General features: G+C 64.6%; 17 protein-coding genes. 7 read left to right on the top strand and 10 right to left on the bottom strand.

From position 1 onward, the window contains the following. Positions 1-29: 29 nt before the first annotated feature. The 4 genes from nrfD to F816_RS0102030 all read right to left on the bottom strand — a co-directional run bounded on the left by nrfD (position 30) and on the right by F816_RS0102030 (position 5,764). The gene (nrfD, locus tag F816_RS13975) at positions 30-1,217 is read right to left on the bottom strand and encodes an NrfD/PsrC family molybdoenzyme membrane anchor subunit (protein WP_019593329.1); all 1,188 of its coding nucleotides are present in this window, start codon (positions 1,215-1,217) and stop codon (positions 30-32) included. A gap of 6 nt (positions 1,218-1,223) precedes the next feature. Further along, positions 1,224-1,979 (bottom strand): 4Fe-4S dicluster domain-containing protein, encoded by a 756-nt coding sequence (locus F816_RS0102040; RefSeq protein ID WP_369773222.1) that lies wholly within the window; start codon positions 1,977-1,979, stop codon positions 1,224-1,226. Positions 1,980-2,002: 23 nt separating this feature from the next. Further along, positions 2,003-4,489, bottom strand: coding sequence for a molybdopterin-dependent oxidoreductase (locus tag F816_RS0102035; RefSeq protein ID WP_019593327.1), 2,487 nt, complete (start codon positions 4,487-4,489; stop codon positions 2,003-2,005). 66 nt (positions 4,490-4,555) lie between these two features. Beyond that, the gene (locus tag F816_RS0102030; RefSeq protein WP_019593326.1) at positions 4,556-5,764 is read right to left on the bottom strand and encodes a 4Fe-4S dicluster domain-containing protein; all 1,209 of its coding nucleotides are present in this window, start codon (positions 5,762-5,764) and stop codon (positions 4,556-4,558) included. 320 nt (positions 5,765-6,084) lie between these two features. On the opposite strand from F816_RS0102030, the gene F816_RS0102025 reads away from it, so the two are divergent. From F816_RS0102025 to F816_RS0102015, 3 genes are read left to right on the top strand one after another with little or no spacing between them, the layout of a single operon-like run. Continuing rightward, complete coding sequence (locus F816_RS0102025; protein WP_019593325.1) at positions 6,085-6,924, top strand: PhnD/SsuA/transferrin family substrate-binding protein; 840 nt, start codon at positions 6,085-6,087, stop codon at positions 6,922-6,924. A 1-nt stretch (position 6,925) separates the two neighbouring features. Continuing rightward, complete coding sequence (locus tag F816_RS0102020) at positions 6,926-8,434, top strand: HAMP domain-containing sensor histidine kinase (protein WP_019593324.1); 1,509 nt, start codon at positions 6,926-6,928, stop codon at positions 8,432-8,434. After that, positions 8,431-9,777, top strand: coding sequence for a sigma-54 dependent transcriptional regulator (locus tag F816_RS0102015; protein ID WP_019593323.1), 1,347 nt, complete (start codon positions 8,431-8,433; stop codon positions 9,775-9,777). Before F816_RS0102020 ends, F816_RS0102015 begins: the two co-directional genes overlap by 4 nt. Before the next feature lie 22 nt (positions 9,778-9,799). Here the strand turns inward: F816_RS0102015 and F816_RS0102010 are convergent, their stop codons facing one another. The 3 genes from F816_RS0102010 to F816_RS0102000 all read right to left on the bottom strand — a co-directional run bounded on the left by F816_RS0102010 (position 9,800) and on the right by F816_RS0102000 (position 11,834). Next, entirely contained in the window at positions 9,800-10,528 is a 729-nt protein-coding gene (locus F816_RS0102010) for a glycosyltransferase (RefSeq protein ID WP_019593322.1), read from the bottom strand. Between the two features lie 5 nt (positions 10,529-10,533). Beyond that, positions 10,534-10,854, bottom strand: a complete 321-nt coding sequence (locus F816_RS0102005; RefSeq protein ID WP_018169933.1) for a rhodanese-like domain-containing protein — start codon at positions 10,852-10,854, stop codon at positions 10,534-10,536. 326 nt (positions 10,855-11,180) lie between these two features. Continuing rightward, positions 11,181-11,834, bottom strand: coding sequence for a Crp/Fnr family transcriptional regulator (locus F816_RS0102000; RefSeq protein ID WP_026333095.1), 654 nt, complete (start codon positions 11,832-11,834; stop codon positions 11,181-11,183). A 683-nt stretch (positions 11,835-12,517) separates the two neighbouring features. Here F816_RS0102000 and F816_RS0101995 point away from each other — a divergent pair. The 4 genes from F816_RS0101995 to F816_RS0101980 all read left to right on the top strand — a co-directional run bounded on the left by F816_RS0101995 (position 12,518) and on the right by F816_RS0101980 (position 17,777). Next, positions 12,518-13,558, top strand: coding sequence for a fatty acid desaturase (locus tag F816_RS0101995; RefSeq protein ID WP_019593320.1), 1,041 nt, complete (start codon positions 12,518-12,520; stop codon positions 13,556-13,558). A gap of 728 nt (positions 13,559-14,286) precedes the next feature. Then, the gene (locus F816_RS0101990; RefSeq protein ID WP_018176672.1) at positions 14,287-14,463 is read left to right on the top strand and encodes a CsbD family protein; all 177 of its coding nucleotides are present in this window, start codon (positions 14,287-14,289) and stop codon (positions 14,461-14,463) included. A 136-nt stretch (positions 14,464-14,599) separates the two neighbouring features. Beyond that, the gene (locus F816_RS0101985; protein WP_019593319.1) at positions 14,600-15,208 is read left to right on the top strand and encodes a PAS domain S-box protein; all 609 of its coding nucleotides are present in this window, start codon (positions 14,600-14,602) and stop codon (positions 15,206-15,208) included. A gap of 22 nt (positions 15,209-15,230) precedes the next feature. Further along, on the top strand, positions 15,231-17,777 hold the full coding sequence (locus F816_RS0101980; protein WP_019593318.1) for a chemotaxis protein CheB: 2,547 nt from the start codon (positions 15,231-15,233) through the stop codon (positions 17,775-17,777). A gap of 120 nt (positions 17,778-17,897) precedes the next feature. Here the strand turns inward: F816_RS0101980 and F816_RS0101975 are convergent, their stop codons facing one another. The 3 genes from F816_RS0101975 to F816_RS0101965 all read right to left on the bottom strand — a co-directional run bounded on the left by F816_RS0101975 (position 17,898) and on the right by F816_RS0101965 (position 21,183). Then, on the bottom strand, positions 17,898-18,212 hold the full coding sequence (locus F816_RS0101975) for a BON domain-containing protein (protein WP_018145505.1): 315 nt from the start codon (positions 18,210-18,212) through the stop codon (positions 17,898-17,900). Positions 18,213-18,328: 116 nt separating this feature from the next. Continuing rightward, a complete protein-coding gene (locus F816_RS14310; protein WP_018145506.1) occupies positions 18,329-18,487 on the bottom strand; it encodes a DUF3309 family protein in 159 nt (52 codons plus the stop codon). A 926-nt stretch (positions 18,488-19,413) separates the two neighbouring features. Continuing rightward, the gene (locus tag F816_RS0101965; RefSeq protein ID WP_026333094.1) at positions 19,414-21,183 is read right to left on the bottom strand and encodes an EAL domain-containing protein; all 1,770 of its coding nucleotides are present in this window, start codon (positions 21,181-21,183) and stop codon (positions 19,414-19,416) included. Positions 21,184-21,237 lie beyond the last annotated feature (54 nt).

Raw genomic sequence — 21,237 nt, 5'->3', positions numbered from 1 at the left:
AGGACCCGAGCGTGCGTCATGCCAGGGGGTCAGTCGCCATCCGGCGAACTGCCATCCGGATTGACCAGCTTGTCCCCCAGGGCATAAACCACCAGGGCAAGGCCGGCCGCGATCACCAGCACCATCCATTCGGTGAGGCTGGGTGTGTAGGGCGTAAAGCCCGAGACATCGAGGCCACTGATCCAGGCCCCCTTGAACAGCGGCACGAGCTGCCCGCCGACGATGAATTCGTAACGGGCAATGAACAGGCCGATGATCAGGAGCGTGGCGGCTACCACCTGCATCAGTGCGCTACGTCGCAGGCCGGTGGCCAGGATGACCAGGGGCAGTGCGACGCACACGATGACCTCGAACCAGAACAGGCCGGAGCCGACCATGTGCAGATAGACCTCCTGCACCCCGTCCGCCACGGACCACAGGCCCGTGGTTACGCGAGCTGCCAGTACGATGGCGTACAGGATGACCGCCAGGAGTAGCGCGAGCGGCAGGGTTTCCTGCATCACGTTGCGGGTCTTGTCGCCCATGGACGAATGATCGAGGCGATAGGCGAGGTTGGTGAATAGCAGGGCGAACGCGAACCCGGCGACCGTGGCGCCGACCAGGAAGTACAGCGGAGTGGCCGCCCCGTACCAGACCGGGCGCATGACCATCATCCCGTACACCAGCCCCTGGGTGAACAGTGCGCCCAACGCCGCCAGCAGAAGCAGGATGCCGACTCCCCGCATGCCGGCGTCGCGGATGCTGTTACCACCGCGCAGGCGGGATAGCGCGACCAGCAGCAGGACCACGTAGGCGGCCCAGAACACACCCATCCACAGCATGGGCGAGCGCACCTGCATGTTCAGCGGGATCGCCCAGAGCGTGCGGAAGGCGTGCCCCAGTTCCAGCGCCAGGGCCAGCAAGGCACCCAGGGACAGACCCAGAGCCAGGAGTAGTGTTCGCCGGGCAATGGCATCGAAATTCCCGACGTGGAACACCATGCCTAGCGACGTCACGATGGCGACCCCAAAGGAGGCCAGCGCCATGTAGGCGTAGGTCACCACCGGGAGGCCCCACATCATGTTGGTGCCCTGGTTAAAGGCGGCACTGCCCTGGGTCAGGAGCGGGCTCAGGCCGATGGCGCCGATCACGAGCACGATGGCGCCCGCAATCAGTATGACGGTGGACATGCTCCCGGAGGAACCCGGGGCGTCCATGGTTTGCGTGGCATTGCTCATGGTTGATTACTCCTCGGATCCGTTCTTCTGGGGCGTGGTGAACTCGGGCACGGTGCCGTGATCGCCGAGGTAGTACACCTGCGGCCGGTTGCCGGTGTGCTCGAGCAGACGGACGCCGCGCTTGTCGGCGATCAGGCGGTTCACGTTGCTCTCCGGGTTGTCCAGATCGCCGAAGAAACGAGCCTTGGGCGGGCAGGTGCGTACGCAGGCCGGCACGTAATCGACCAGGTCGGGATCGTCCTCGTCGAGATCGGCGACACCTTCCGGCGCCTCGCTGATCTTGTGGTAGCAGAAGGTGCACTTGGACACGACGCCCTTGGGCTGGATACCGATGCCCTTGCTCCAGTCGGAGTTCGGGTTCTGGTAGGGCGGTGCCCACTGCTGGTCGTTCTCGGACGGGAAGATGTCCTTCATGTCCGGTTCCAGCAGCGGCTTTTCGTCGGTGTAGAAGCGCACGCCGTAGGGGCAGGCGATCATGCAGTACTTGCAGCCGATGCACTTGTCCCAGTCGATCAGGACCACGCCGTCATCGGTCTTGTAGGTGGCGCGAGTCGGACAGACATGCACGCAGGACGGGTTTTCGCACTGCATGCAGGGCCGCGGGAACCACTTGATGGACACGTTCGGGAACGTGCCCTCGTGGTAGTACAGGACGTCCTGCCATGACTCGCCGGGCAGGGTGTTGTTTTCCATCGCGCAGGCCGTGGAACAGGCCTGGCAGCCGGTGCACTTCTCGAGGTCGATGACCATTCCCCATTTCATGGTGTTGGCTCCTCAGTCTGTTCTCAGGCCCGCTCGACGCGGACGCGGGTGGAGTAGTAGTTGCATAGCCCGGAGATCCGATCGGACTGGTTGACCGTCACGTAACCGGAATGCCCGGTACGCTCGGCGACCTTTTCGGCCCAGCGTCCCTGGGCCCAGTGACCGTGTTCCATGGGCAGGACGACGGTGTCGGGGCGCGTGCCCTCGAAGAAGCGGCAGCTCGCGGTGAACTCGCCGACATCGGAGGACACCCGCACCTGATCGCCATTGCGGATGCCGCGTTCGCGGGCGGTCTGCGGATTGATCTCGATGAAGGCCTCCTTGCGGCCACCAAAGACGGGCTGCAGGTAGGACATGGCCTGCGGCAGATTGCCGCCGCGGCCTTCCGCGTGCATCGCAACTTTTGGGGTGGAGATGTAGAGATCGCCACCACCGGGATGCACCGGCTCGACCCACTGGACCAAACCGGCGCGGTCGCGGCGAATGCCGAACTCGCGGTTCACGTAGTCGGCATGCAACTGCAGCTTCGCGGAGTCGAACTCGAACTTGCCGGATGCCGTCTTGAGGAGCTTTTCTTGCACCTCGTCTTCGGTCATCTCGTGGTTGTAGCCCTCGCCATCCCACTCGTAGAACACACCCCGGTACTGCTTCCAGTGGTACGGCTTCTTGTACCAGACACCCTCGCGCTTCCAGGACTCGAAGTCGTTGACCCCGTTGTCACCGGGATCGTCGCGGAAGCCTTCGGCCAGGTGGCGCAAGACGTTCTCGGTATCGCCCAGTTCGCGGTAGTACTCGCCCATCGGGCCGTTGATGCGCTTGCCGATCTCGATCAGCGTGTCGCCGAAGACCTTGGTGTCGTACAGCGGCTCGATTGCCGGGGTACGCAGCCCCGCCATCGGCCAGCCCTTGAACGGGTAGGTCGGCGTGTCCTGCAATCGCTCCAGGTAGGTGTGGTCCGGCAGGATCAGGTCCGCGTACTTGGCGGTCTCGCCCGGGAACGGCGAGGTGTCGATGATGAATACATCCTTCAGGGCCTCTTCCCAGACCTGGCCATCCGGGGCGGTCCAGATGGGATTGGTCAGGTAGAACATCATCGTGTCGAGCTTGTAGGGCTCGCCCTTCATGTGATTGGGGCCGATCTCCTGCATCATGTTGCGCGCCAGCGGCCAGCGGTCCGTGCCCTGCATGTCGATGCGCGGGTACTTGCCGTCCATCTCGCGGGCGTGGTCGTCCAGGTAATCGTCCGCATCCACCGGCATGGATCCGTAGCTCGGCCCCATCTGGTAGAACAGCCCGCCCTCGGCGAACAGGGCGCCGGTGAGTGCGTTCAGGGCATGGATCGCCATGCCGTTGTAGGTGCCGTTGGAGTGTGCGGTCGGACCCCGTTCGAACAACGCCATCGCCGGACGAGTGCTTCCGAATTCAAGGGCCAGTTCACGGATCTTCGCGGCGGGGAGGGTCGTGACCTCTTCCGCCCATTCCGGAGTGCGATCCTTCACCTCGTCGTTCCACCAGCGCTCCATTCCGCTGACCCACTTTTCCTCGAACAGGCCACGCGGTACCTGACGCCCCGCTTCGAAGTGGTTCTGGCCGTCGGAAAAGTCGCCGACGAACTCCTTGTCCCACAGACCCTCGGTCAGCATCACGTGGGCGATCGCCAGGGCCAGGGCGCCATCGGTGCCGGGCTTGATCAGCAACTGGCGGTCGGAGGCCGCGCTGGTGGCGTTTGCGTGCACATCAATGGTGGTGACCCGGGTCTTCGGGCTCTTGGTGCGCATGTGTCCCCACACCTGCATCAAGTAGTTGTAGGGGCGGAATGCCTCCAGGAAGCCGGCACCGAAGATCAGCAGATAATTGGTGTTCTCGTAGTCGTAGGCGTTGTATGACTCGTTGCCGTCCGTCAGGCCCTTGGCCACGATCGAGCCGTCGGAGCACATGGAGGAGTGGCCCAGGCCCACATTGGGCGACCCGTAGAGCTTCCCGAAGGTGCCTTGCAGTCCCGCGCAGGAGGCGCCCCATCCGCGGCCGTACAGAAGGGCAAAGCGATGCGACTCGCCGCGGTCGCGCAGGTTGTTCAGGCGGTCGGCGACGATATCGAGGGCCTCGTCCCAGGAGATCGGCTCGAAGCCGGGATCCTCGTCACGCCCCTTGTTCGGGTTGGTGCGGCGCATCGGGCCCTTGAAGCGGTCGGGGTCGTGGAGGATGTAGGTACCGAGGTGTCCCTTGGGGCAGAGGCGACCATTGGCGATCGGGTTGTTCTGCGAGCCATAGATGGCGTGTACGCGCCCGTTCGTGGTGTACACGTCGATCCCGCAGCGTGCCGGACACTGGTGGCAGATGCTCTTGTTGACGACGGTCTCGCCCTCGGGCATCTCCGGCTCGGCATGGGCCGGGCGCGACTGCAGGGTGCCGAGGCCGCCCAGGCCCGCGGCGGCCGCGCCAGCGGCGGTCGCCGTGGAGCTGGTCTGCAGGAAGCGCCGCCGTGACATCAGGGTGCTCAGTAGTTTCATGATGGGTTCTCTCCTTGGGCTACTGCGGGGTCTGCGAGCCCCGAACGGGTCCGGTGTGGTCGGGTGTCATCGCGCGAAGGCTCCGGAGGCCCGGAACAGGGTCTCGAAGCCCGCACGGGCAAAGTCGTGGGAGCGCGCGCAGGCCGGGCAGACCGGCAGCGCGTCGTCGGGGGTTTCGCCGTGATCGGCGAACGCGGTTTCGCATTCGCTGCAGCTGCGCAGGCGGTGACGGGTCGGTTCCTGCCAGCGCGGGGTGTGGTCATCTGTCGTACCGGGGCCCAGTGTTAGCGCCCCGTGGGGGCAGGCCGATTCGCAGGCGCCGCAGCCAATGCAGGCGGCGGCGTCCAGACGGATGCCGGCTTCCGCGCCGTCCTGGTAGGGCTGAAGCGCGGCGGTCGGGCAGAGTGCTGCGCACAGGTTTTCGTTGCAGCAGTCCTGGGTGACCCGAATGCGGGGGAACAACTCGGCCGACGGGAAACGCGCGCCGGTCCGGCGGCTGAGGCGGGCGATCTCGGCCAGAAAAAGGCTGCGTTCGCGCGCGTGGATGCGTGCGTGACCATCGACGGGATAGGGTTCGCCGACGGTCTCGGTACGGTCCGTCTCTGCCCGTTCCAGGGCATGCGTTGCGGCACCCTGCAGCGCACGGAAGAATCCCCGGCGGCTGACCGGCCGACGAGCTTCAGGGTCGGGAATGGTGGGCAACAGCGGCTGACTGCAGGGGTGCGGCGTCATGCGGACGCGGTTGTCGGCCGGGACTTCCATCCGTTCCAGCCAATGGTTGACTTCGGCGACTGCGCGCTGGGCGGGCGAATCACGGGCATCGGAGGCGGGACAATCGGCGCAGCCCCCGCGGTCCAGGAGATGAACGGGGGCGTCCCCGCTTTCGCGCGCCAGGGCGAGTAGCTGGGTGGTACGCAGCCCACCATGGCAGGGCACGCGCAGGGTGCCCGCGGGCGAGGCTTCCGCCGGTACGCGCCAGCAATCGATACGGACTGCGGCGTCCGAGGTGAATTCGGCGGTTTCGGTCTTCAGTCCGGGGACTGCGAGTGCGCCGGTTGGGCACTGGGCGGTGCAGCGGCCACAGTTCAGGCAATCGTCACCCGCGATCGGACCGTCCTCACCCACGTTCAGCGTGTCTACCGGACAGGCATCTGCACAGGCATGGCAATCCAGATCCGGAAAACGGTGCGGCAGGCAGGCCCCGACATCCACCCACAGGTGGGCACGCGGATTCGGGCGCTGCAGGGTTCCGACGGGTCGGGCGACGGTCGACATCGTTTGGCGTACTCCTCCTCTCGGTTCCCCGGCATGTGCCGGGTTGGCGGGTGTCCCGCTCTTGGGGAGGCCTTTGCACGTGATATGCCAATGCGGACAAATTGGCCCATGGGCTGGGTTTTCAGGGGGGTGACGGTGAGTCGCCAGGCGCTGGGGGTTACCAATCGGTAACGGTCGACAGGACGGTCGGGCAGCGGTTGTTACCAGGTGGTAACGCCGTGGATTGCGGCGTGCGCGCACCGGTTGCGGCGGATGCAGGCGGTGTTTGTATACTCGAGGCAATCCGGCCTTTCGGGCCGGCTTCGATCAGGGGTTCGCCCATGCAGCGCCGCCAGTTTCTTCGTACCGCCGCCCTGGCCTCGCTGGCCCCGGGGGCGGTGTGGTCGCGGGACTCGGTGCGCATCGGCCTGACGCCGGTCTTCCTCGATGATCAGACCTTCCTGAATCGGTGGCAGGTCTACCTGGAAGAGGCACTCGGACGCCCGGTCGCGTTTGTCCAGCGGGGGACCTATCGCGAGATCACCGAACTGGTCTTGAACGGACGGGTGGATTTCGCCTGGCTGTGCGGCTATCCGTTCGTGCGCTACCGGGATCAGCTGGAGCTCGTCCTGGTGCCCGTCTACGAAGGCCGCCCCCTGTATCAGTCCTATCTGATCGTATCAGCCGATGACGACTGGACGCGTGGTCTGGACGATCTCGAAGGTCGGGTGTTTGCCTATTCGGATCCCTTGTCGAATTCGGGCTGGCTGGTGCCTCAGGCGCAGCTGCTGGAGGCGGGGCATGACGCCGAGTTCTTCTTCCGCCGCAGCTTCTTTGCGGGTGCTCACCGAAACGTGGTCGAGGCCGTGGCGGTGGGACTGGCCCAGGGCGGCGCCGTGGATGGCTATGTCTATGAGTCACTGGCGCGGCTGCATCCGGAGCTCACCCGAAGGACACGGGTGGTGTGGCGCTCGGATGCCTTCGGCTTCCCGCCGGTGGTCGCCTACCCGGAGGTGGAGGGCGAGCTGCGTGATCGGTTCCGGGCGGCGCTGAAGGGGATGGCGGATTCGGAAACCGGGCAGGGACTCCTCGATCAGTTTTACCTGGATGGCTTCCGCGAACCGGAAGAGGGTCTGTACGCCGGTATCGAACGCCTCAAGCAGCTTGTGGAGCGGGCCTGAGGTGCGGCTGCGGGACCTGAGCTACCGGGTCAAGACACCGCTGAGCGTCACCCTGGTGATCCTGCTGACCGCGATTGTTCTGTCGACCGTTCTCCTGGCGCGGGCCTATCAGGACAACCGTGAGGAAATGATCGACAACGCGCTCGGCCTGGGCACCGTTCTGGCCCGAACCTTGTCACCCGCCCTGACGCGCGATGATGTCTGGCAAGCCTACGAAACCATCATGACACCGCTGGAGCGCGAGTCGCGGGTGGCGGGAGAGGCCGCCGGGGGCCCCGCTGCGGACAACGGCGTGGCTGGGAACGACGTCGCTCAGCGCGAGATCCTGGTACTGGATACCCAGCAGGCGATCTATGTGGCTTCGCAACCACGCCGTTACCCCATGCTGGTGCAGCTCGCACAGATTGGTACTGAATACGAGGCGTTGGCGGAGCGTATCGCAAGCCACAACGGCAGCGAACCATTCGTGGCGCGCGATATCTGGCCCGACCGCTACGCGATGGTCGTACCGGTGCTTGCAGAGGATGGCGCGCGCCTGGGCACCTTGGTGCTGAACTACTCGAATGATCTGCTGCTTCCCCGATTCCTGAATACAGTCGAACAGGTGATTCTGGCCACGCTTCTGGTCTTGCTGGCACTCCTGCCGCTTGGCTGGTTCTGGGGCAAGCGCCTGACCGACCCGCTGGCGCACCTGTCGGCCTGCATGCGGCGGGTGGGCAGTGAGGTCCCCAGCGATATCCAGTGTGACCTGTACGATGGGCGCGACGAGATCGGTCAGGTCTCCATGCGCTTTCGTCGCATGCTGGACGAGCTGCGCGAGAAGCAGGAGCTGGAGCGCAGCATGGTGGCCTCCGAGCGGTTGGCGGCGGTCGGACGTCTTACCGCGGGTATCGCGCACGAGATCAATAACCCCCTGGGCGGGATGCTGAACGCGATCAGCACCTACAAACGCCACGGCGCAGAGCGCGACCCGGGTGCGGATCGCACGATCTCCTTGCTGGAGCGTGGGCTGGTCCAGATCAAGGGTACGGTCGGTGCGCTCCTGGTGGAGGCGCGCCTGGAGAGCCATGCGCTGACACCCGAAGATCTGCAGGATATCCGCACGCTGGTCCAGCCGGATATCCAGCGCAAGGGGCTGCACCTCGTCTGGGACAATGCAATCGACGTGCCTCTCGCACTCCCGTCGTCTCAGGTGCGTCAGGTCCTGCTCAATCTATTGCTGAATGCGGTGCAGGCTAGCGAGGCGGGGGGCGAGGTGGTCTGCTCGCTGCGCGCCGATGACGCGTTTTTCCGCGCGGCTGTGTCGAACGGAGGTGAACATATTAGTCGCGAACGCATGGCCCACTTGTTCGAGCCGTTTGCCCAGAGCGGTGGTAACGGCCACGGGCTCGGCCTCTGGGTGACCTACCAGTTGATCCAGCAACTGGATGGCCGTATCGAGGTGAAAAGCAACGAGTCGGCGACCATCTTCGAGGTGACGCTGCCATTGTCGGACGGGGATTCCGCATGAACGCACGACCGCGGCTGTGCCTGATCGAGGACGACGCGATCATGGGCGAATCCCTTTGTGATCGCTTCGAGCTGGAAGGCTATGCGGTGGATTGGGCCCGAAGCGTTGCCGAGGCCCGGGAGCGACTGACAAGGGGCGATTACGCCGTCGTCCTGAGCGACATTCGGCTGGGCGACGGCTACGGCGATGAGCTCTTCCTGGAGTGGCAGGAGAGCCATGGTGTCTCCGTGCCGTGGTTGTTCATTACGGCCTACGGAGCCGTGGATCGCGCCGTGGCCCTGCTCAAGCGTGGGGCGGCCGATTACATTACCAAGCCGTTCGATCTCGATGCGCTGGTGGACAAGGTTGCGGATCTTGCCAACGACCGTGGCGAGAATGCCTCGGGCGAAACCACACTGGGCACCTCGGCCGCAATGCGCCGGATCTCCGCGCTGTTGGGGCGGCTTGCCGGGCAGGCGAGCACGGTACTCATTACCGGCGAGTCGGGTACCGGCAAGGAAGCGGTCGCGCGTGAACTGCATCGTCTTGACCCACTGCGCTCGGATCAGCCGTTTGTGCCGGTCAACTGCGGTGGGCTGACCGAGACGCTGCTGGAGGCCGAGCTGTTCGGTCACGAGAAGGGGGCGTTCACGGGTGCCGTGCGGGCGCGTCCCGGCGTATTCGAGCAGGCCCATGGCGGGACGCTGTTCCTGGACGAGATCGGTGACATGCCGCCGGTGATGCAGGTCAAGCTGCTGCGCGCCATCCAGGAGCGCCAGATTGTACGCGTGGGTGGGGAAAAACCGATTCCGGTGGAACTGCGGCTGATCTGTGCCACCCATCGCGATCTGCTGGAGATGGTGCGCGAAGGACAGTTCCGCGAGGATCTCTACTACCGCATCCATGTGATCCACCTTCGTATCCCGCCGCTGCGTGATCGTCCCGAGGACATTCTCTGGCTGGTACGACGCTTCCTCGACGCTGATGCGCGGGAACGCGGGGAGCCGCGCAAGACACTCACGCCTCCTGCGGAAAACGCGCTATTGCGCCATCGCTGGCCAGGCAATATCCGCGAACTCAAGCACGCAATCGAGCGTGCCTGCATCATGAGCCCCGGTCCGAACCTGCAGGCTGACAGCCTGTTTGACGAACCGGGCGAGGAACCCTCCACGGGGGGCGAGGCGGAGGGCGCGCGTCTCCGTCAGTACCTGCAGGCCTGCGAGGAAAGCTACATTTTGCGGGCGCTGGAACTACACGATGGTCATATCGCCAACACGGCCGCCAATTTGGGTATCAGCCGCAAGAACCTCTGGGAGCGCATGAAGCGTCTTGGGTTGTCGCCGGATACCGGTCGCCAGGGCTGAGGCGCGCCGGGTTCCGGTTCCGTCACTGTCGTGGGCGGGTGTACCAGAACCAGCTGAGGCGTCGTGAGCGCAGGCTCCAGGGGAACAGCAACACCTGCGTCACCACGAGGATGTGGCGACCTGGATGGAACCAGTCCGCCTTGCGGCCGGAGGTCAGTACGGGCGTTTCCAGGATCTCGACGCGCTGGCCGTGCGCGCGGCCCCAGCGTCTCAGCGCGCGGGACAGGAACACCTCTTCCCCCGCGTACACGGCCTCGCTAAAGCCGTCCACCGCCGCGAAGGCCTCGCGGGTGCAGAAGACGTAGCAGCCAGCCGCCAGAGCCAGGCGCGCGGAGAGGGTGTTCCACGCGGTGGCACCCCAGCGATAGATCCGGTGGCTGAGGTGGTCGAAGGTCACCCGTGCGCCACCCCCGCAGACCTCGCCGCTGTCTAGCGCTTCCAGTGTTGCCTGCAACAGGGCGCGGTCGGGCCAGGTGTCGGCATCGACGAACAGGAGGTAATCGCCGCAGGCTGCGGTCGCGCCGGCATTGCGGGCGCGGCTGATGCGGCGCTCGGGTTCGAACACGACGCGGCATCCCGCAGCGTGGGCAATCTGTGGCGTGCGGTCGGTCGAGGCGTTGTCGACCACGATGATCTCGCTATTCCGGTCAATGCCGGATAGCGCTTCCTGCACCGCCGCCAGGGTGCGCGGCAGCCATTCGGCCTCGTTCCAGGCCGGGATGATGATCGACAGGGCCGGTCTGCGGGACACGCGGGTCAGTAGGTCGGCATGTGGGGGTCGACATCGCGCGCCCATGCATCCACGCCGCCGGTCAGGTTGATCACGTGCTGGAATCCGGCCCGGTCCAGGAATCCGCAGACCTGCTGGCTGCGCACCCCGTGGTGGCAGATCACCACGATCTCGTCCTCGGCGTTCAGATCCTGATAGGCCGTCGGGATCTGGCCCATCGGGAGCAGTTGCGAGCCCCCGATGTGGCAGTGTTCGTATTCCCAGGGCTCGCGGACATCCAGGAGCAGCGGCGGGTGCTCCGCCTGGGCGAGGTAGTCCTGTAGTTCTCGGGGAGACATCTGGCGCATGGGTCGATCCGTGCCTGAGTAAGCCCGCCACGCTAGGGTGCGGCGGGCCGGGGCGCAAGAAACACGATCATTACCGCGTCGAGGGGGATCGACCGGCATGCTGGCGCGGGGGGAGACACCAATTCATGGGTACGGCGGGTCGAGGCGCTCGGGATCGCATCACCTGGTTTGCGGCAGGGGGGCTGGCTGGAGGTTGCGGCGGTTCTTGTATCACTGCGGCGATGGGGAGGCGTGCGAGAGCCTGCGAATGGCGACCGGGCCCGCGACGTTCGTGGTGGATGGGTCTGGCACCAGAGGCGCTGCATCCATTGCGATCGCGGGGGCTGTCAGCGAGACACGCTTAATCGGCCCACCGGCTGCCGCTCGGGCGGCGTTGACAGCAGCCGAAGGTATTCCGCCCGGACCGCCGCATAGCATTCACAGGCACACGCCTCCAGACCGGGCCGGTCGAGCACGGTGATGTGCCCGCGGTGATACTCGATCAGGCCCGCTTTTTGCAGTTTTCCAGCGGCGCAGGTGATGCCTTCCCGGCGCACGCCCAGGATATGGGAGATCAGTTCCTGGGTCATTTCGAGGGTGTTCGCGTGCAGACGGTCAAGATTCAGTAGCAGCCAGCGGGCGAGTTGCTGGTCCAGGGTGTGGTGGCGGTTGCATACCGCCGTTTGTGCCATCTGGGTCAGCAGCGCCTGGGTATAGCGCAACAGCAATTGCTGCATGTGCCCGCCGTGGGTGAACTCGTCTTTCAGGACCTGGGCCTTCAGCCGGAACCCGTGTCCGGCGCTATGCACGACAGCGCGGCTGGATGTGCTTTCGCCGCCCATGAACAAGGAGACCCCGATCATGCCCTCGTATCCAACCACGGCAACTTCGGTCGTTGCGCCATCCTGCATCACGTTGAGGAGGGACACGATGGCCGTGGTGGGGAAGTAGGCGTAGCGCATCGGGTGTCCGGGCTCGGCGAGGACTTCCCCCAAAGGCATGGGTACCGCCTCCATTTGCGGGGAAAGATGCGCGTAATCGTCGAGCGAAAGTCCTGCGAGCAACTCGTTCGCGCGTGGTCTATCGGAGTACGGCATCCTGGCCCCCCTGCCCGAAGGTTGAATCAGTACATAAGCACCCCCCGGTGGCCGCAAGCGCGACGGTGCCCCATCGCTGCTGGCTGAAGTGTTCATGGAGATCGTTACAAAGCCATGTTGCTCTAATAGACTTCCGGATGCTGGGCGTCAACGCTCTATTCACGTAAACGTGAACTTGAAAGGATTCTTTCGGGGGGCGGCCACCCGCATGCGTGTCGCCCTGGGCCACGCGGAGCCGAGACTGAATCGCGGGCAGATCGAGTAACACCCGGGTGTTACAGAGGTTTGGACGTTCCACGTTCAATGTGCGTGTCCCATTGGCGTGACCAGGGTGTCTGCACAGCCTCGCGGAGGCGAACAGACGACAAGGTGCGTGGGGGGAGGGGACGAAACTGCCATGGTACTGCGGGCGCAGTGTGTGGGATCGAACATACGGTGAGTGCGCCGGGCCCCACTATAGGCTGGAAGTGTATGGCTTTCGGACCCGCTCCTAGTATCGAGACCGAAAGCCCGGTGTTAGAAACCGGCTCGCCGGCGGTGGGGTGCGAACCCGGCCGCTGGAGTCGAGCCAAGTACGGAGTCCCAGCATGGAGCCACAAGCAGCGGTTGTCGCAACCGCCGATGATCCCCGAGCGTTACAGCGCGCACTGTCCGAGTATCGTACGCCGTTTCTCGCGCGTAGCGTCTTTGAACTGGCCGTTACCGTGATTCCGTTCGGCCTTTTCTGGTTTCTGACCTGGGCCAGTGTGAGCGCTGGCTACTGGGTTGGCCTGGTGCTGGCCATTCCCGCTGCCGGATTTCTCGTGCGGCTGTTCATGATCCAGCATGACTGCGGGCACGGGTCATTCTTCCCGTCCCGGCGCGCGAATGACTGGGTGGGACGGGCACTGGGCATCTTTACGCTCACGCCCTACGACTTTTGGCGCTACACGCATGCCCTCCATCACGCGCACTCCGGCAATCTGGATCGGGCGGACGAAGGGAGCATCGATACCTTGAGTGTGCGGGAATACCAGGCGCTGTCTGCCTCGCAACGCCTGCGTTACCGGCTGTACCGGCATCCGCTGATCCTGTTCGGGCTGGGTCCGGTCTACCTGTTCATGTTGAACAATCGCGTTCCTGTCGGCTTCCTGCGCGCGCGATGGATGCCCTGGGTGAGCACCATGGGTACCAATGCAGGCATTGCGCTGGTCGTCGTTGGGATGATGTGGCTGGTGGGTGTGGGCACCTTCCTCCTGGTCCACCTGCCGATCGCGGTTCTGGCGGGTTCCATCGGTGTCTGGCTGTTCTATGTTCAGCACCAGTTCGAGAACACGCGCTGGGCGCGCGACGAGGCGTGGAGCTTCCAGGAAACGGCGCTTTACGGGAGTTCCTATTACGAACTGCCTGCGGTGCTGCGCTGGATGACCGCGAATATCGGGGTACACCACGTCCACCATCTCGCCAGCCGTATTCCGTTCTACCGATTGCCCGAGGTGCTGGAAGACCATCCGCAGCTTCGCAAGATCAGCCGTGTCACGCTGAAGCAGAGCCTCCATTGCGCCCGGCTCGCCCTGTGGGACGAGGAGCGGCAACGTCTGGTCCCCTTCGAACACGCAAGCACGCAGACACCTCCGGTACGCGCGTAGACATACAGAGTAGACATACAGAGCGGGGTCTCTGGCAGGGCGCTCGACGCGTGCGTCGGCTGCCGGAGCCGGACGTGCGAATGGATCAGGGTTTTCCTGGCGCGCAACCGGCCATGCCGGATGGCGCACCCTTTCTGGCGGATGGCGGCCTGTGGCTGCTCCCCCGAATGACCGGCGGACTGTTCGGCGGCCCGGCAACGCTGCAGGCAAACCCTCCGCGGCGACGCTGCGGGTCCTATCGGAGTCCGAAGAATCCCAGTATGAACAGGACGATAACGATGGCGCCGACGATGTAGATGATCTGGTTCATGAGCTTTTTCCTGGTTTGGACGGGTTCGGCAACAGGCTGTCCGAACCCCGTGATTCGCCTTTAAGCGTATGCGTGGCCGGATTGCCCGTCGGTGCGGCACCGCACAGGGCGTTTCGGGACTCATTCGAGCGGGCCGCGCGCGCTGCGAGGTCACTGCATTGGCTGGCTTGTGGCGCACAGACACCCGCATGGCCGCTTGCCGAAGCAGGACGGGTTGTGTTCGGCAACAGACAGACGCTGGGCTTGGCGCTCACGTAGCTTGAAGTTGGCGAAACGCCGAGAACGCGGGCGGTCGCTCGGACACGCCGGAGACCGTTGCAGGGATGCGGGTCGGGCCCCCGTAAGTGATTGACGGGTGGACCGGGCGGTGATCCCGGACGTGACTCCTTTTTTCGACAATCGTTAACGGGAGAGGGACATGAACAAGGACCAGATCAAGGGCCGCGTCGAAGAGGCGAAGGGCCAGGCAAAGCAGACGGCCGGAAAGGTCGTAGGCAACAAGGAACTGGAAGTGAAAGGGCGCGCTCAGAAGGCGGGCGGAAAGCTCCAGGCGGGATATGGCGATCTGAAGAAGGACATCAAGGATTCCACCTGACCGGGACCTCCCGCGGGTGACCCCGGTCACCGGCTGCGACCGAGGTACCCTCGCCGGGAAGCAGAGCGACCCGGCACCGGGCTATCATGCGGGCACCAGGGGCCGCGACCTCGGGATGGATTTGACTGGAGGACCGATGCGGAAGCTGAGCCCGGAGTTCGAGAGACAGTTGCAATTACGCCATGAGGCCGAGTCCCGGCTCAAAGAGGGCTCGGCTCCGCCTAACGGTGGCTGGACGGTTGGCCCGGATTCGCTGACGCTCCTTTACCGCCTGGCAAGCGACCCCGATACCGCCGCGGATGCGCTCAGGCTGCTGAGTGAACTGCAGACCCACCAGGTCGAGCTGGATCTGCAGAACTCCCAGCTGAGAACCGACCAGGAGGAACTGGATCAGGCCCTGGCGCGTTATCGGAGTCTCTATGAGTTTGCGCCGGTGGGGTATCTGGTGGTCGGGCTCGATGGAAGAATCCTCGAAGGCAATCGTGCGGGAGCAGAGCTGCTCGGTACGGCACCGGATGGACTCGAGGGCGCGCCCCTGGCGTCGTGGTTCGCGCAGGGCAGCCACTCGGCGATCCAGGGCGTGGTTGAAGCGTGCCGGGGAGGCGCCGGGGGTGTCTGCTGCTCGGTTGAATCCAGCGGCCGAGGGGGGAATGGCGCGGAGCCGTTGCGAATCACCGCGAGCCTGGGCCCGGAGGGCGAGGACGTATTACTGATCGTCTCGAGGTGCGAATCATCGCCGCGATGAGCCTGCCCGGGAGGCGCTAAGTATGGGTAACCGTTCCCCTGTCGATGCTCCGGAGGCGGTACGTATTATAGGAATCGGGGCATCGGCCGGCGGTCTGGTCGCGCTGGAGGAGTTTCTGCACCGCATACCGCCGGATCGCGGCATCGCTTGTGTCGTGGTGCAGCATCTTGATCCCACCCAGAAGGGGCTGCTGCCCGAGCTGCTGCAACGGGTCACCGCCATGCCGGTGCGTGCGGCCGAACAGGGCATGCGCGTCGAGCCCGGTCACGTGTATGTGATTCCGCCGAACACGGAACTCACCGTGGTCGGCACGACGCTGCATCTGGGCGCACCCGCAGAGCCACGGGGCATGCGCTTGCCCGTCAATATCCTGTTTTCGTCGCTGGCGGGTGGGCAAGGCGAACGCGCCATCGGTGTCGTGCTCTCCGGTATGGGCTCGGACGGAACGGCGGGCCTGGAGGCGATCAAGGCCGTGGGCGGCCTGACGGCGGTGCAAGACCCCGAATCGGCGCAGTTCGACTCGATGCCCCGAAGCGCGATCAATGCGGGGTGTGCCGATATCGTGGCGACGCCGAGCGAGTTGCCGGAACGAATCCTGGCCGTCGTGTGCGAGGCGAGTGCTGTTTCGGGCGAGGCGCCGCCGTCGGACACCTCCACGCCTCTGGAGCGGATCGTTGCCGCGTTGCAGCAGCGAATTCGCCATGACTTTTCGCTGTACAAGCCCAGCACACTGCAGCGCCGGACGGAACGGCGTATGGCCATCCATCGCATCGCATCGCTGGAGGAGTACGCAGCGTTCCTCGAACACAACGCGCAGGAAGCCGAACTGCTGTTCAAGGAACTGCTGATCGGCGTGACCAGTTTCTTCCGTGATCCCGCCGCCTGGGAGTATCTGGAGGGTACGGTGCTGCCCGGGCTTCTGGAGCGACAGAAGGGGGCAGAGAAGCTTCGCGCCTGGGTGATTGGCTGTTCGACCGGCGAGGAGGCCTATTCGCTGGCCATGGTGTTCACCGAGGTCATGGAGCGATCGCGGCCGCAGCCTGCCGTCACGCTGCAGATCTTCGCGTCGGATGTGAGCCCGGACGGCATTGCGAGCGCGCGCCGGGGCCGGTACCCACTCGCGATCGCGGACGATGTGTCGCCCGCACGACTGGCGCGTTTCTTTACCGCCCATGAAGACCACTATCAGGTGATACCGGGCATTCGGGACATGGTGCTGTTCTCGCAGCATGACGTGATCCTCGACCCGCCATTCACCACGCTCGACCTCATTGCCTGCCGCAACCTGCTGATCTATTTTGGGCCGGAATTGCAACGCAAGCTGCTGCCCCTGTTCCACTACAGCCTGCGCCCGGGTGGCGTACTGTTTCTGGGGACTTCCGAGACCGTCGGGCAATTCAACCATCTGTTCACGCCGATCGAGTCGCGGCTGCGGTTCTATCAGCGCCAGGATCACACCTACATGGGTGGGCGTGATTTCCTGCTGCATGCCTTCCCGCCGCTGTCCGGCCCGAGCAAGGAGCGTCCCGTGTCCCCATCCGAGGTTTCTTCCCAACCCGCCGATGCGCTGCAGGAGGCGTCCGATCGGGTCCTGCTGCAGGTGTATGCGCCGGCCGCGGTCGTGCTCAACGCCGATGGGGATATCGTCTACGTCAGCGGCCATACCGGAAAGTACCTCGAGCCGGCCGCCGGCAAGGCTAACTGGAATATCTTCGCCATGGCGCGCGAAGGCCTGGGTGGGCCTCTGGCCGGGGCGTTGAAGAAGGCCGTGAAGGCCGACCGCCCCGTGCAGCTACATAGCCTGGAAGTGCCCACGCACGCCGGAGTACAGCGCGTTGATGTCACGGTGCATGCCTTTCATGACGCATCCCCCTTGCGGGGCATGACCATGATCGTCTTCCGTGATCTGGCCCCGAGCACGGCCGGGCGGGGTGGGCGCAGGAACAAGGGCAAGGGGCCCATGCCGGCCGCGCATGACGCCCAGCTGCAGCAATACCGTGCCGAGATCGAGGCCTTGCGCGAGGAGGCGCGCACGGCCCGGGAAGAGTCGCAGGCTGCGACCGAGGAGCTGCAATCCGCCAACGAGGAACTGCAATCGACCAACGAGGAGCTCAACAGCTCGAAGGAAGAGATGCAGTCCATGAACGAGGAACTGCAGACGATCAATGCCGAGCTGCAGGCCAAGCTGGACGATCTCGCGCTCGCGCAGAGCGACATGCAGAACGTGCTCAACAGAATCGATATCGCCATCCTGTTCCTGGATCAGAATCTGGATGTCCGGCGTTATACCGATCAGGCGGCCCGGGTCTTCCGTCTCCGGGAGAGCGATGTCGGCCGGCCGCTGAGCGATCTGACCACCAGCCTGGAATACCCGGAACTGCATGACGATGCCCGCGATACCCTGCGCACCCTGGCCGTCTCGGAGAAACAGATCACGACTGACGACGGGCGCTGGTTCACGGTCCGCATCATGCCCTATCGACGGGTGGACAACGTGATCGATGGGGTGGTGATCACCATGGTCGATATCACCGAGACCAAGAGGCTGGAAGCCGCGTTGCGGGAGTAGGCAAACCGATGACGGCCCGCCCCAATGGGCGGGCCGTCATGGATCATGGACGAGTGGCGGCACACCACCGCGATCGCGGCCTCGGCAGGGTGGCCGCGTGTGCGTATCGGGGTCCGGCCGCTATTTGAGCTGCATGTCGTTTTCGACCGACCGTACGCCCTCGACGCCACGCGCGATCTCGACGGCCTTGTTGATGTCCTCCTGGGAACTGACGAAGCCGCTCAACTGCACGCGGCCCTCGTAGGTCTCGACGCTGACTTCGAAGCCGCTCAGGGATGGCTCGTTGAACAACGCCGCCTTCACCTTGGTGGTGATCACGCTGTCGTCGACGTACTCGCCGACCGTCTGTCGTTCACCCGATCCAGCACAGCCCGCGAGGAGCAGGGCCAGCAAAAGGGTCAGGAAAATCGGGGGTAAATATCGCAACTGTCTCATTTCTTGTTCTCCAGATGGGGATGGACCAAGTCACCGTGGACGGTGTCGGTCAGGGGCTGCATTGATTTCGGGGTGTCGGTGGCGGCATGTCCGTCGGCAGGAAGGAACGATGGGGACTAGATCCGGCCGGTCAGTAGCAGGATGAGAAGGATGATCAGCACCACGCCGATTACCCCGCCCGGGGCATAGCCCCAGTTCCGGCTGTGCGGCCACGTCGGGATCACGCCGATTAACAGCAGGACAAGGACGATGAGCAGAATGGTTCCCAGTGTCATGGCGTTTCCCTCAGTGTTGTGGGCCGTTTTGTGGCCGGGTCTTCTTGACCAGCATCTGTGAGAAAGTCTGGCGTGTGCCCGGTGGGTTGTCTGTACGATCCCGCACACATAGCGGGCCTTCCCGGAAGCGAGAAAGATCCGGCGTTACTGCGGGGCCGGCGAGCCGGCTTGAGTTCAATCGGCGCGTGGGCCCCCAGCTTGTCGACCAACGGGCGGGTACGCCGCGCCTGGGCCGGTTACCGATCGGAGGGGCAGGGCAAGGAAGGTTGTTTTGTTCGGCGGCGAACAGAGTCGTCCGCAGGGGAATGGCATTCTTGTCCGGTCGCGTTTGCCCAAGCCGGGTCAGCCCGGGTAGCGGGTTGGCGGCTTTCTGCCTGGGGAAGCCAGAACGAGGCGGGCTGTCCGCGCTATGGAACGCGCATTCGGTCCGGAGAGAGGAGTGATCATGACCGTCAACGAGCTCGGAAACGCCCCCGGTGATGCCCTCGACCGTACGGGTAGCTGCGCAGACGGGGGCGATGGCCCTGTCTTCTCCAGGAGTGCCCTTGCCAGAATCTGGAGCGGGCAGGAACGGCTGCGACAGAAAATGCGGAGCAGAACCTCGACGAGCGCTGCTCACCGCAACGGCTAAGGAAACACTGATCAATGGACGCGTTCGCGCTCGAGTCGCTTTTGCGTGCGAACAAGGCGCGGTGACTGCCGTGCAGTCATTCTGCACAAGGGAGCCGCAACGCTGTGCGCGCGCCCGTTTTCGTCAACAACGGGCGGCCGAGCCCCTCCTTTCAATAACTTGCGGGGTTGGCACCCCAGGTTCCCCGATCCTGCGTTGCGCCGCTTACAGGTAGAACCACTACCTGTTGCACGACGCGCCTTGTCTCGGAAAACCTGGGGTACCAACGCGAACGCGTTCATTGATCAGTGTTTCCCTAAGGGCACGGCCCTGCCTTGCGCAGAAGGCGCTGAAAGTCGTCCAGTGGCAGTGGCGCGCTGAACAGGAAACCCTGGAAGGTATCGCAGTCCTGGTCGGCGAGGAGGCGGCGCTGTGCCTCGGTTTCCACGCCTTCGGCAACGGTCGCGAGCCCAAGGCTCTTGGCCAGGACGAGGATGGCCGTAACCAGGGTGGTGTCGGCACCCGGTTGGCCCATGGTGGCCACCAGCGAGGGGTCGATCTTGATTTCCTGCAGCCGCAGCCGGGTAAGGCGAGACAGGGACGACCAACCCCTTCCGAAGTCGTCTACCGATAAGCGCACGCCGAGCTCCCTCAACTGCCGCGACCGGGCCATGGTTGCTTCACTGCTGTCGAGGGTCGCGCCTTCGGTCAGTTCCAGGGTCAGCCTTTCCGGATTGGCCCCAGTGGACTCCAGTGCCTTGCGGACCTGATCGACGAAATCGTCCTGCCGGAATTCCAGCGCACTGATATTGACCGCCAGGGTAAGTTCGCGGGTCGTGGGATCCTGTGCCCAGGCCGCGAGCTGGGCGCAGGCGATCTCCAGCACCCAGCGTCCGATGGGCAGGATCAGACCCGTCTGTGCGGCCATCCCGAGGAAGGCGCCAGGCGCCATCAATCCGTGTTTCGGATGTCGCCAGCGGAGCAGCGACTCGGCTCCCACCACGCGCCGTGTTCCATCGAACCGGGGTTGGTAGTGCAGTTCGAGTTGCCCCTTGCTTAGTGCCTGGCCCAGTGCGTCCTCCAGGATGCCCCGGGCATCGAGCACCGCCTGCATGGACGGGTCAAAGAAGATTACCCGGTTGCGCCCGGCCGATTTCGCCCGGTACAGGGCCAGATCGGCATGCTGAAGCAATTCTGCTTGGGTTTCGCCCGGACCGAACAGGCGCACGCCGATGCTGGTCGTGCAGTGGAACGTGAAGTCGCCGAAATCGACGGGCTCGGCAATGCTTTGACGCAGCTTTTCGCCAATGCTCTGGGCGAGCAGGGCGGCGCTGTCCCGCGTCGGGCCGAGACCGTCCAGGATCACCACGAATTCGTCGCCGCCCATGCGCGCCACGGTATCGCCTTCGCGCAGCCCGGCACGCAGGCGCTGACCCACCTCGGCGAGGAGTTGATCGCCGGCGTCGTGACCCCGGGTATCGTTGAGCACCTTGAAATCGTCGAGGTCGAGAAACACGATCGCGCCGTAGAGGCCCTTGCGCTCGGATGCCGCCAGTGTCTGGGCCAGGCGGTCCAGAAGCAGGCGTCGGTTGGGAAGGCCGGTCAGCGCATCGAAATAGGCGAGCCGGTGGATCTCGGCTGCGGCCTCGGCGCGCTCAGTGATGTCGAAAAACGCGATGCGCATGGTGTTCCCGGTGTGGGAGCGGTCCAGCGCGCCGCATTGCAGTTGGGCCGGGAACTGTGCGCCCTCGGTATTCTGAAGCAGAAGTTCGTGCTCCTGGGGTGTGTCGAGGCGGCCAGCCCACACGGCCGCGGCGCGTTCCTGCCATCGTTCCCGGTCGCAGGAAGCGACGAACTGGTCGAAGGAATGTTCAAGCAACTGTGCCTGGGTGAGGCCCAGGAGCCGGGTGGCGAGCTGATTGGCGTCGGTCAACCGGCCATCGCGCGCAAGGATGACATAGGCCACCGGGGCGGATTCGAAGAGGTCGACATAGCGGTTACGCGATTCCTCCAGTTCATGCTGGGCCTGACGCAGGGCCTCGTTCTGCAGCTCCAGTTCGATCTGGTGGATCTGGAGTTCGTGCACGAGCGCCTGGTTCGATTCGGGGCTGTCCCGGGAAGCGACCCTTGCGAGGCGGGC

It is taken from the genome of Thioalkalivibrio sp. ALM2T (assembly GCF_000381505.1).
Taxonomy (GTDB): Bacteria; Pseudomonadota; Gammaproteobacteria; order Ectothiorhodospirales; family Ectothiorhodospiraceae; genus Thioalkalivibrio; species Thioalkalivibrio versutus.
This window is presented reverse-complemented; position numbering and strand designations above follow the sequence as displayed.

What these genes read in the sequence shown, in the direction of transcription:
- nrfD (WP_019593329.1), bottom strand. Translation starts at nt 1,217, where the DNA reads ATGAGCAATGCCACGCAAACCATGGACGCCCCGGGTTCCTCCGGGAGC.
- F816_RS0102040 (WP_369773222.1), bottom strand. Translation starts at nt 1,979, where the DNA reads ATGAAATGGGGAATGGTCATCGACCTCGAGAAGTGCACCGGCTGCCAG.
- F816_RS0102035 (WP_019593327.1), bottom strand. Translation starts at nt 4,489, where the DNA reads ATGAAACTACTGAGCACCCTGATGTCACGGCGGCGCTTCCTGCAGACC.
- F816_RS0102030 (WP_019593326.1), bottom strand. Translation starts at nt 5,764, where the DNA reads ATGTCGACCGTCGCCCGACCCGTCGGAACCCTGCAGCGCCCGAATCCG.
- F816_RS0102025 (WP_019593325.1), top strand. Translation starts at nt 6,085, where the DNA reads ATGCAGCGCCGCCAGTTTCTTCGTACCGCCGCCCTGGCCTCGCTGGCC.
- F816_RS0102015 (WP_019593323.1), top strand. Translation starts at nt 8,431, where the DNA reads ATGAACGCACGACCGCGGCTGTGCCTGATCGAGGACGACGCGATCATG.
- F816_RS0102005 (WP_018169933.1), bottom strand. Translation starts at nt 10,854, where the DNA reads ATGCGCCAGATGTCTCCCCGAGAACTACAGGACTACCTCGCCCAGGCG.
- F816_RS0102000 (WP_026333095.1), bottom strand. Translation starts at nt 11,834, where the DNA reads ATGCCTTTGGGGGAAGTCCTCGCCGAGCCCGGACACCCGATGCGCTAC.
- F816_RS0101995 (WP_019593320.1), top strand. Translation starts at nt 12,518, where the DNA reads ATGGAGCCACAAGCAGCGGTTGTCGCAACCGCCGATGATCCCCGAGCG.
- F816_RS0101990 (WP_018176672.1), top strand. Translation starts at nt 14,287, where the DNA reads ATGAACAAGGACCAGATCAAGGGCCGCGTCGAAGAGGCGAAGGGCCAG.
- F816_RS0101985 (WP_019593319.1), top strand. Translation starts at nt 14,600, where the DNA reads ATGCGGAAGCTGAGCCCGGAGTTCGAGAGACAGTTGCAATTACGCCAT.
- F816_RS0101980 (WP_019593318.1), top strand. Translation starts at nt 15,231, where the DNA reads ATGGGTAACCGTTCCCCTGTCGATGCTCCGGAGGCGGTACGTATTATA.
- F816_RS0101975 (WP_018145505.1), bottom strand. Translation starts at nt 18,212, where the DNA reads ATGAGACAGTTGCGATATTTACCCCCGATTTTCCTGACCCTTTTGCTG.
- F816_RS14310 (WP_018145506.1), bottom strand. Translation starts at nt 18,487, where the DNA reads ATGACACTGGGAACCATTCTGCTCATCGTCCTTGTCCTGCTGTTAATC.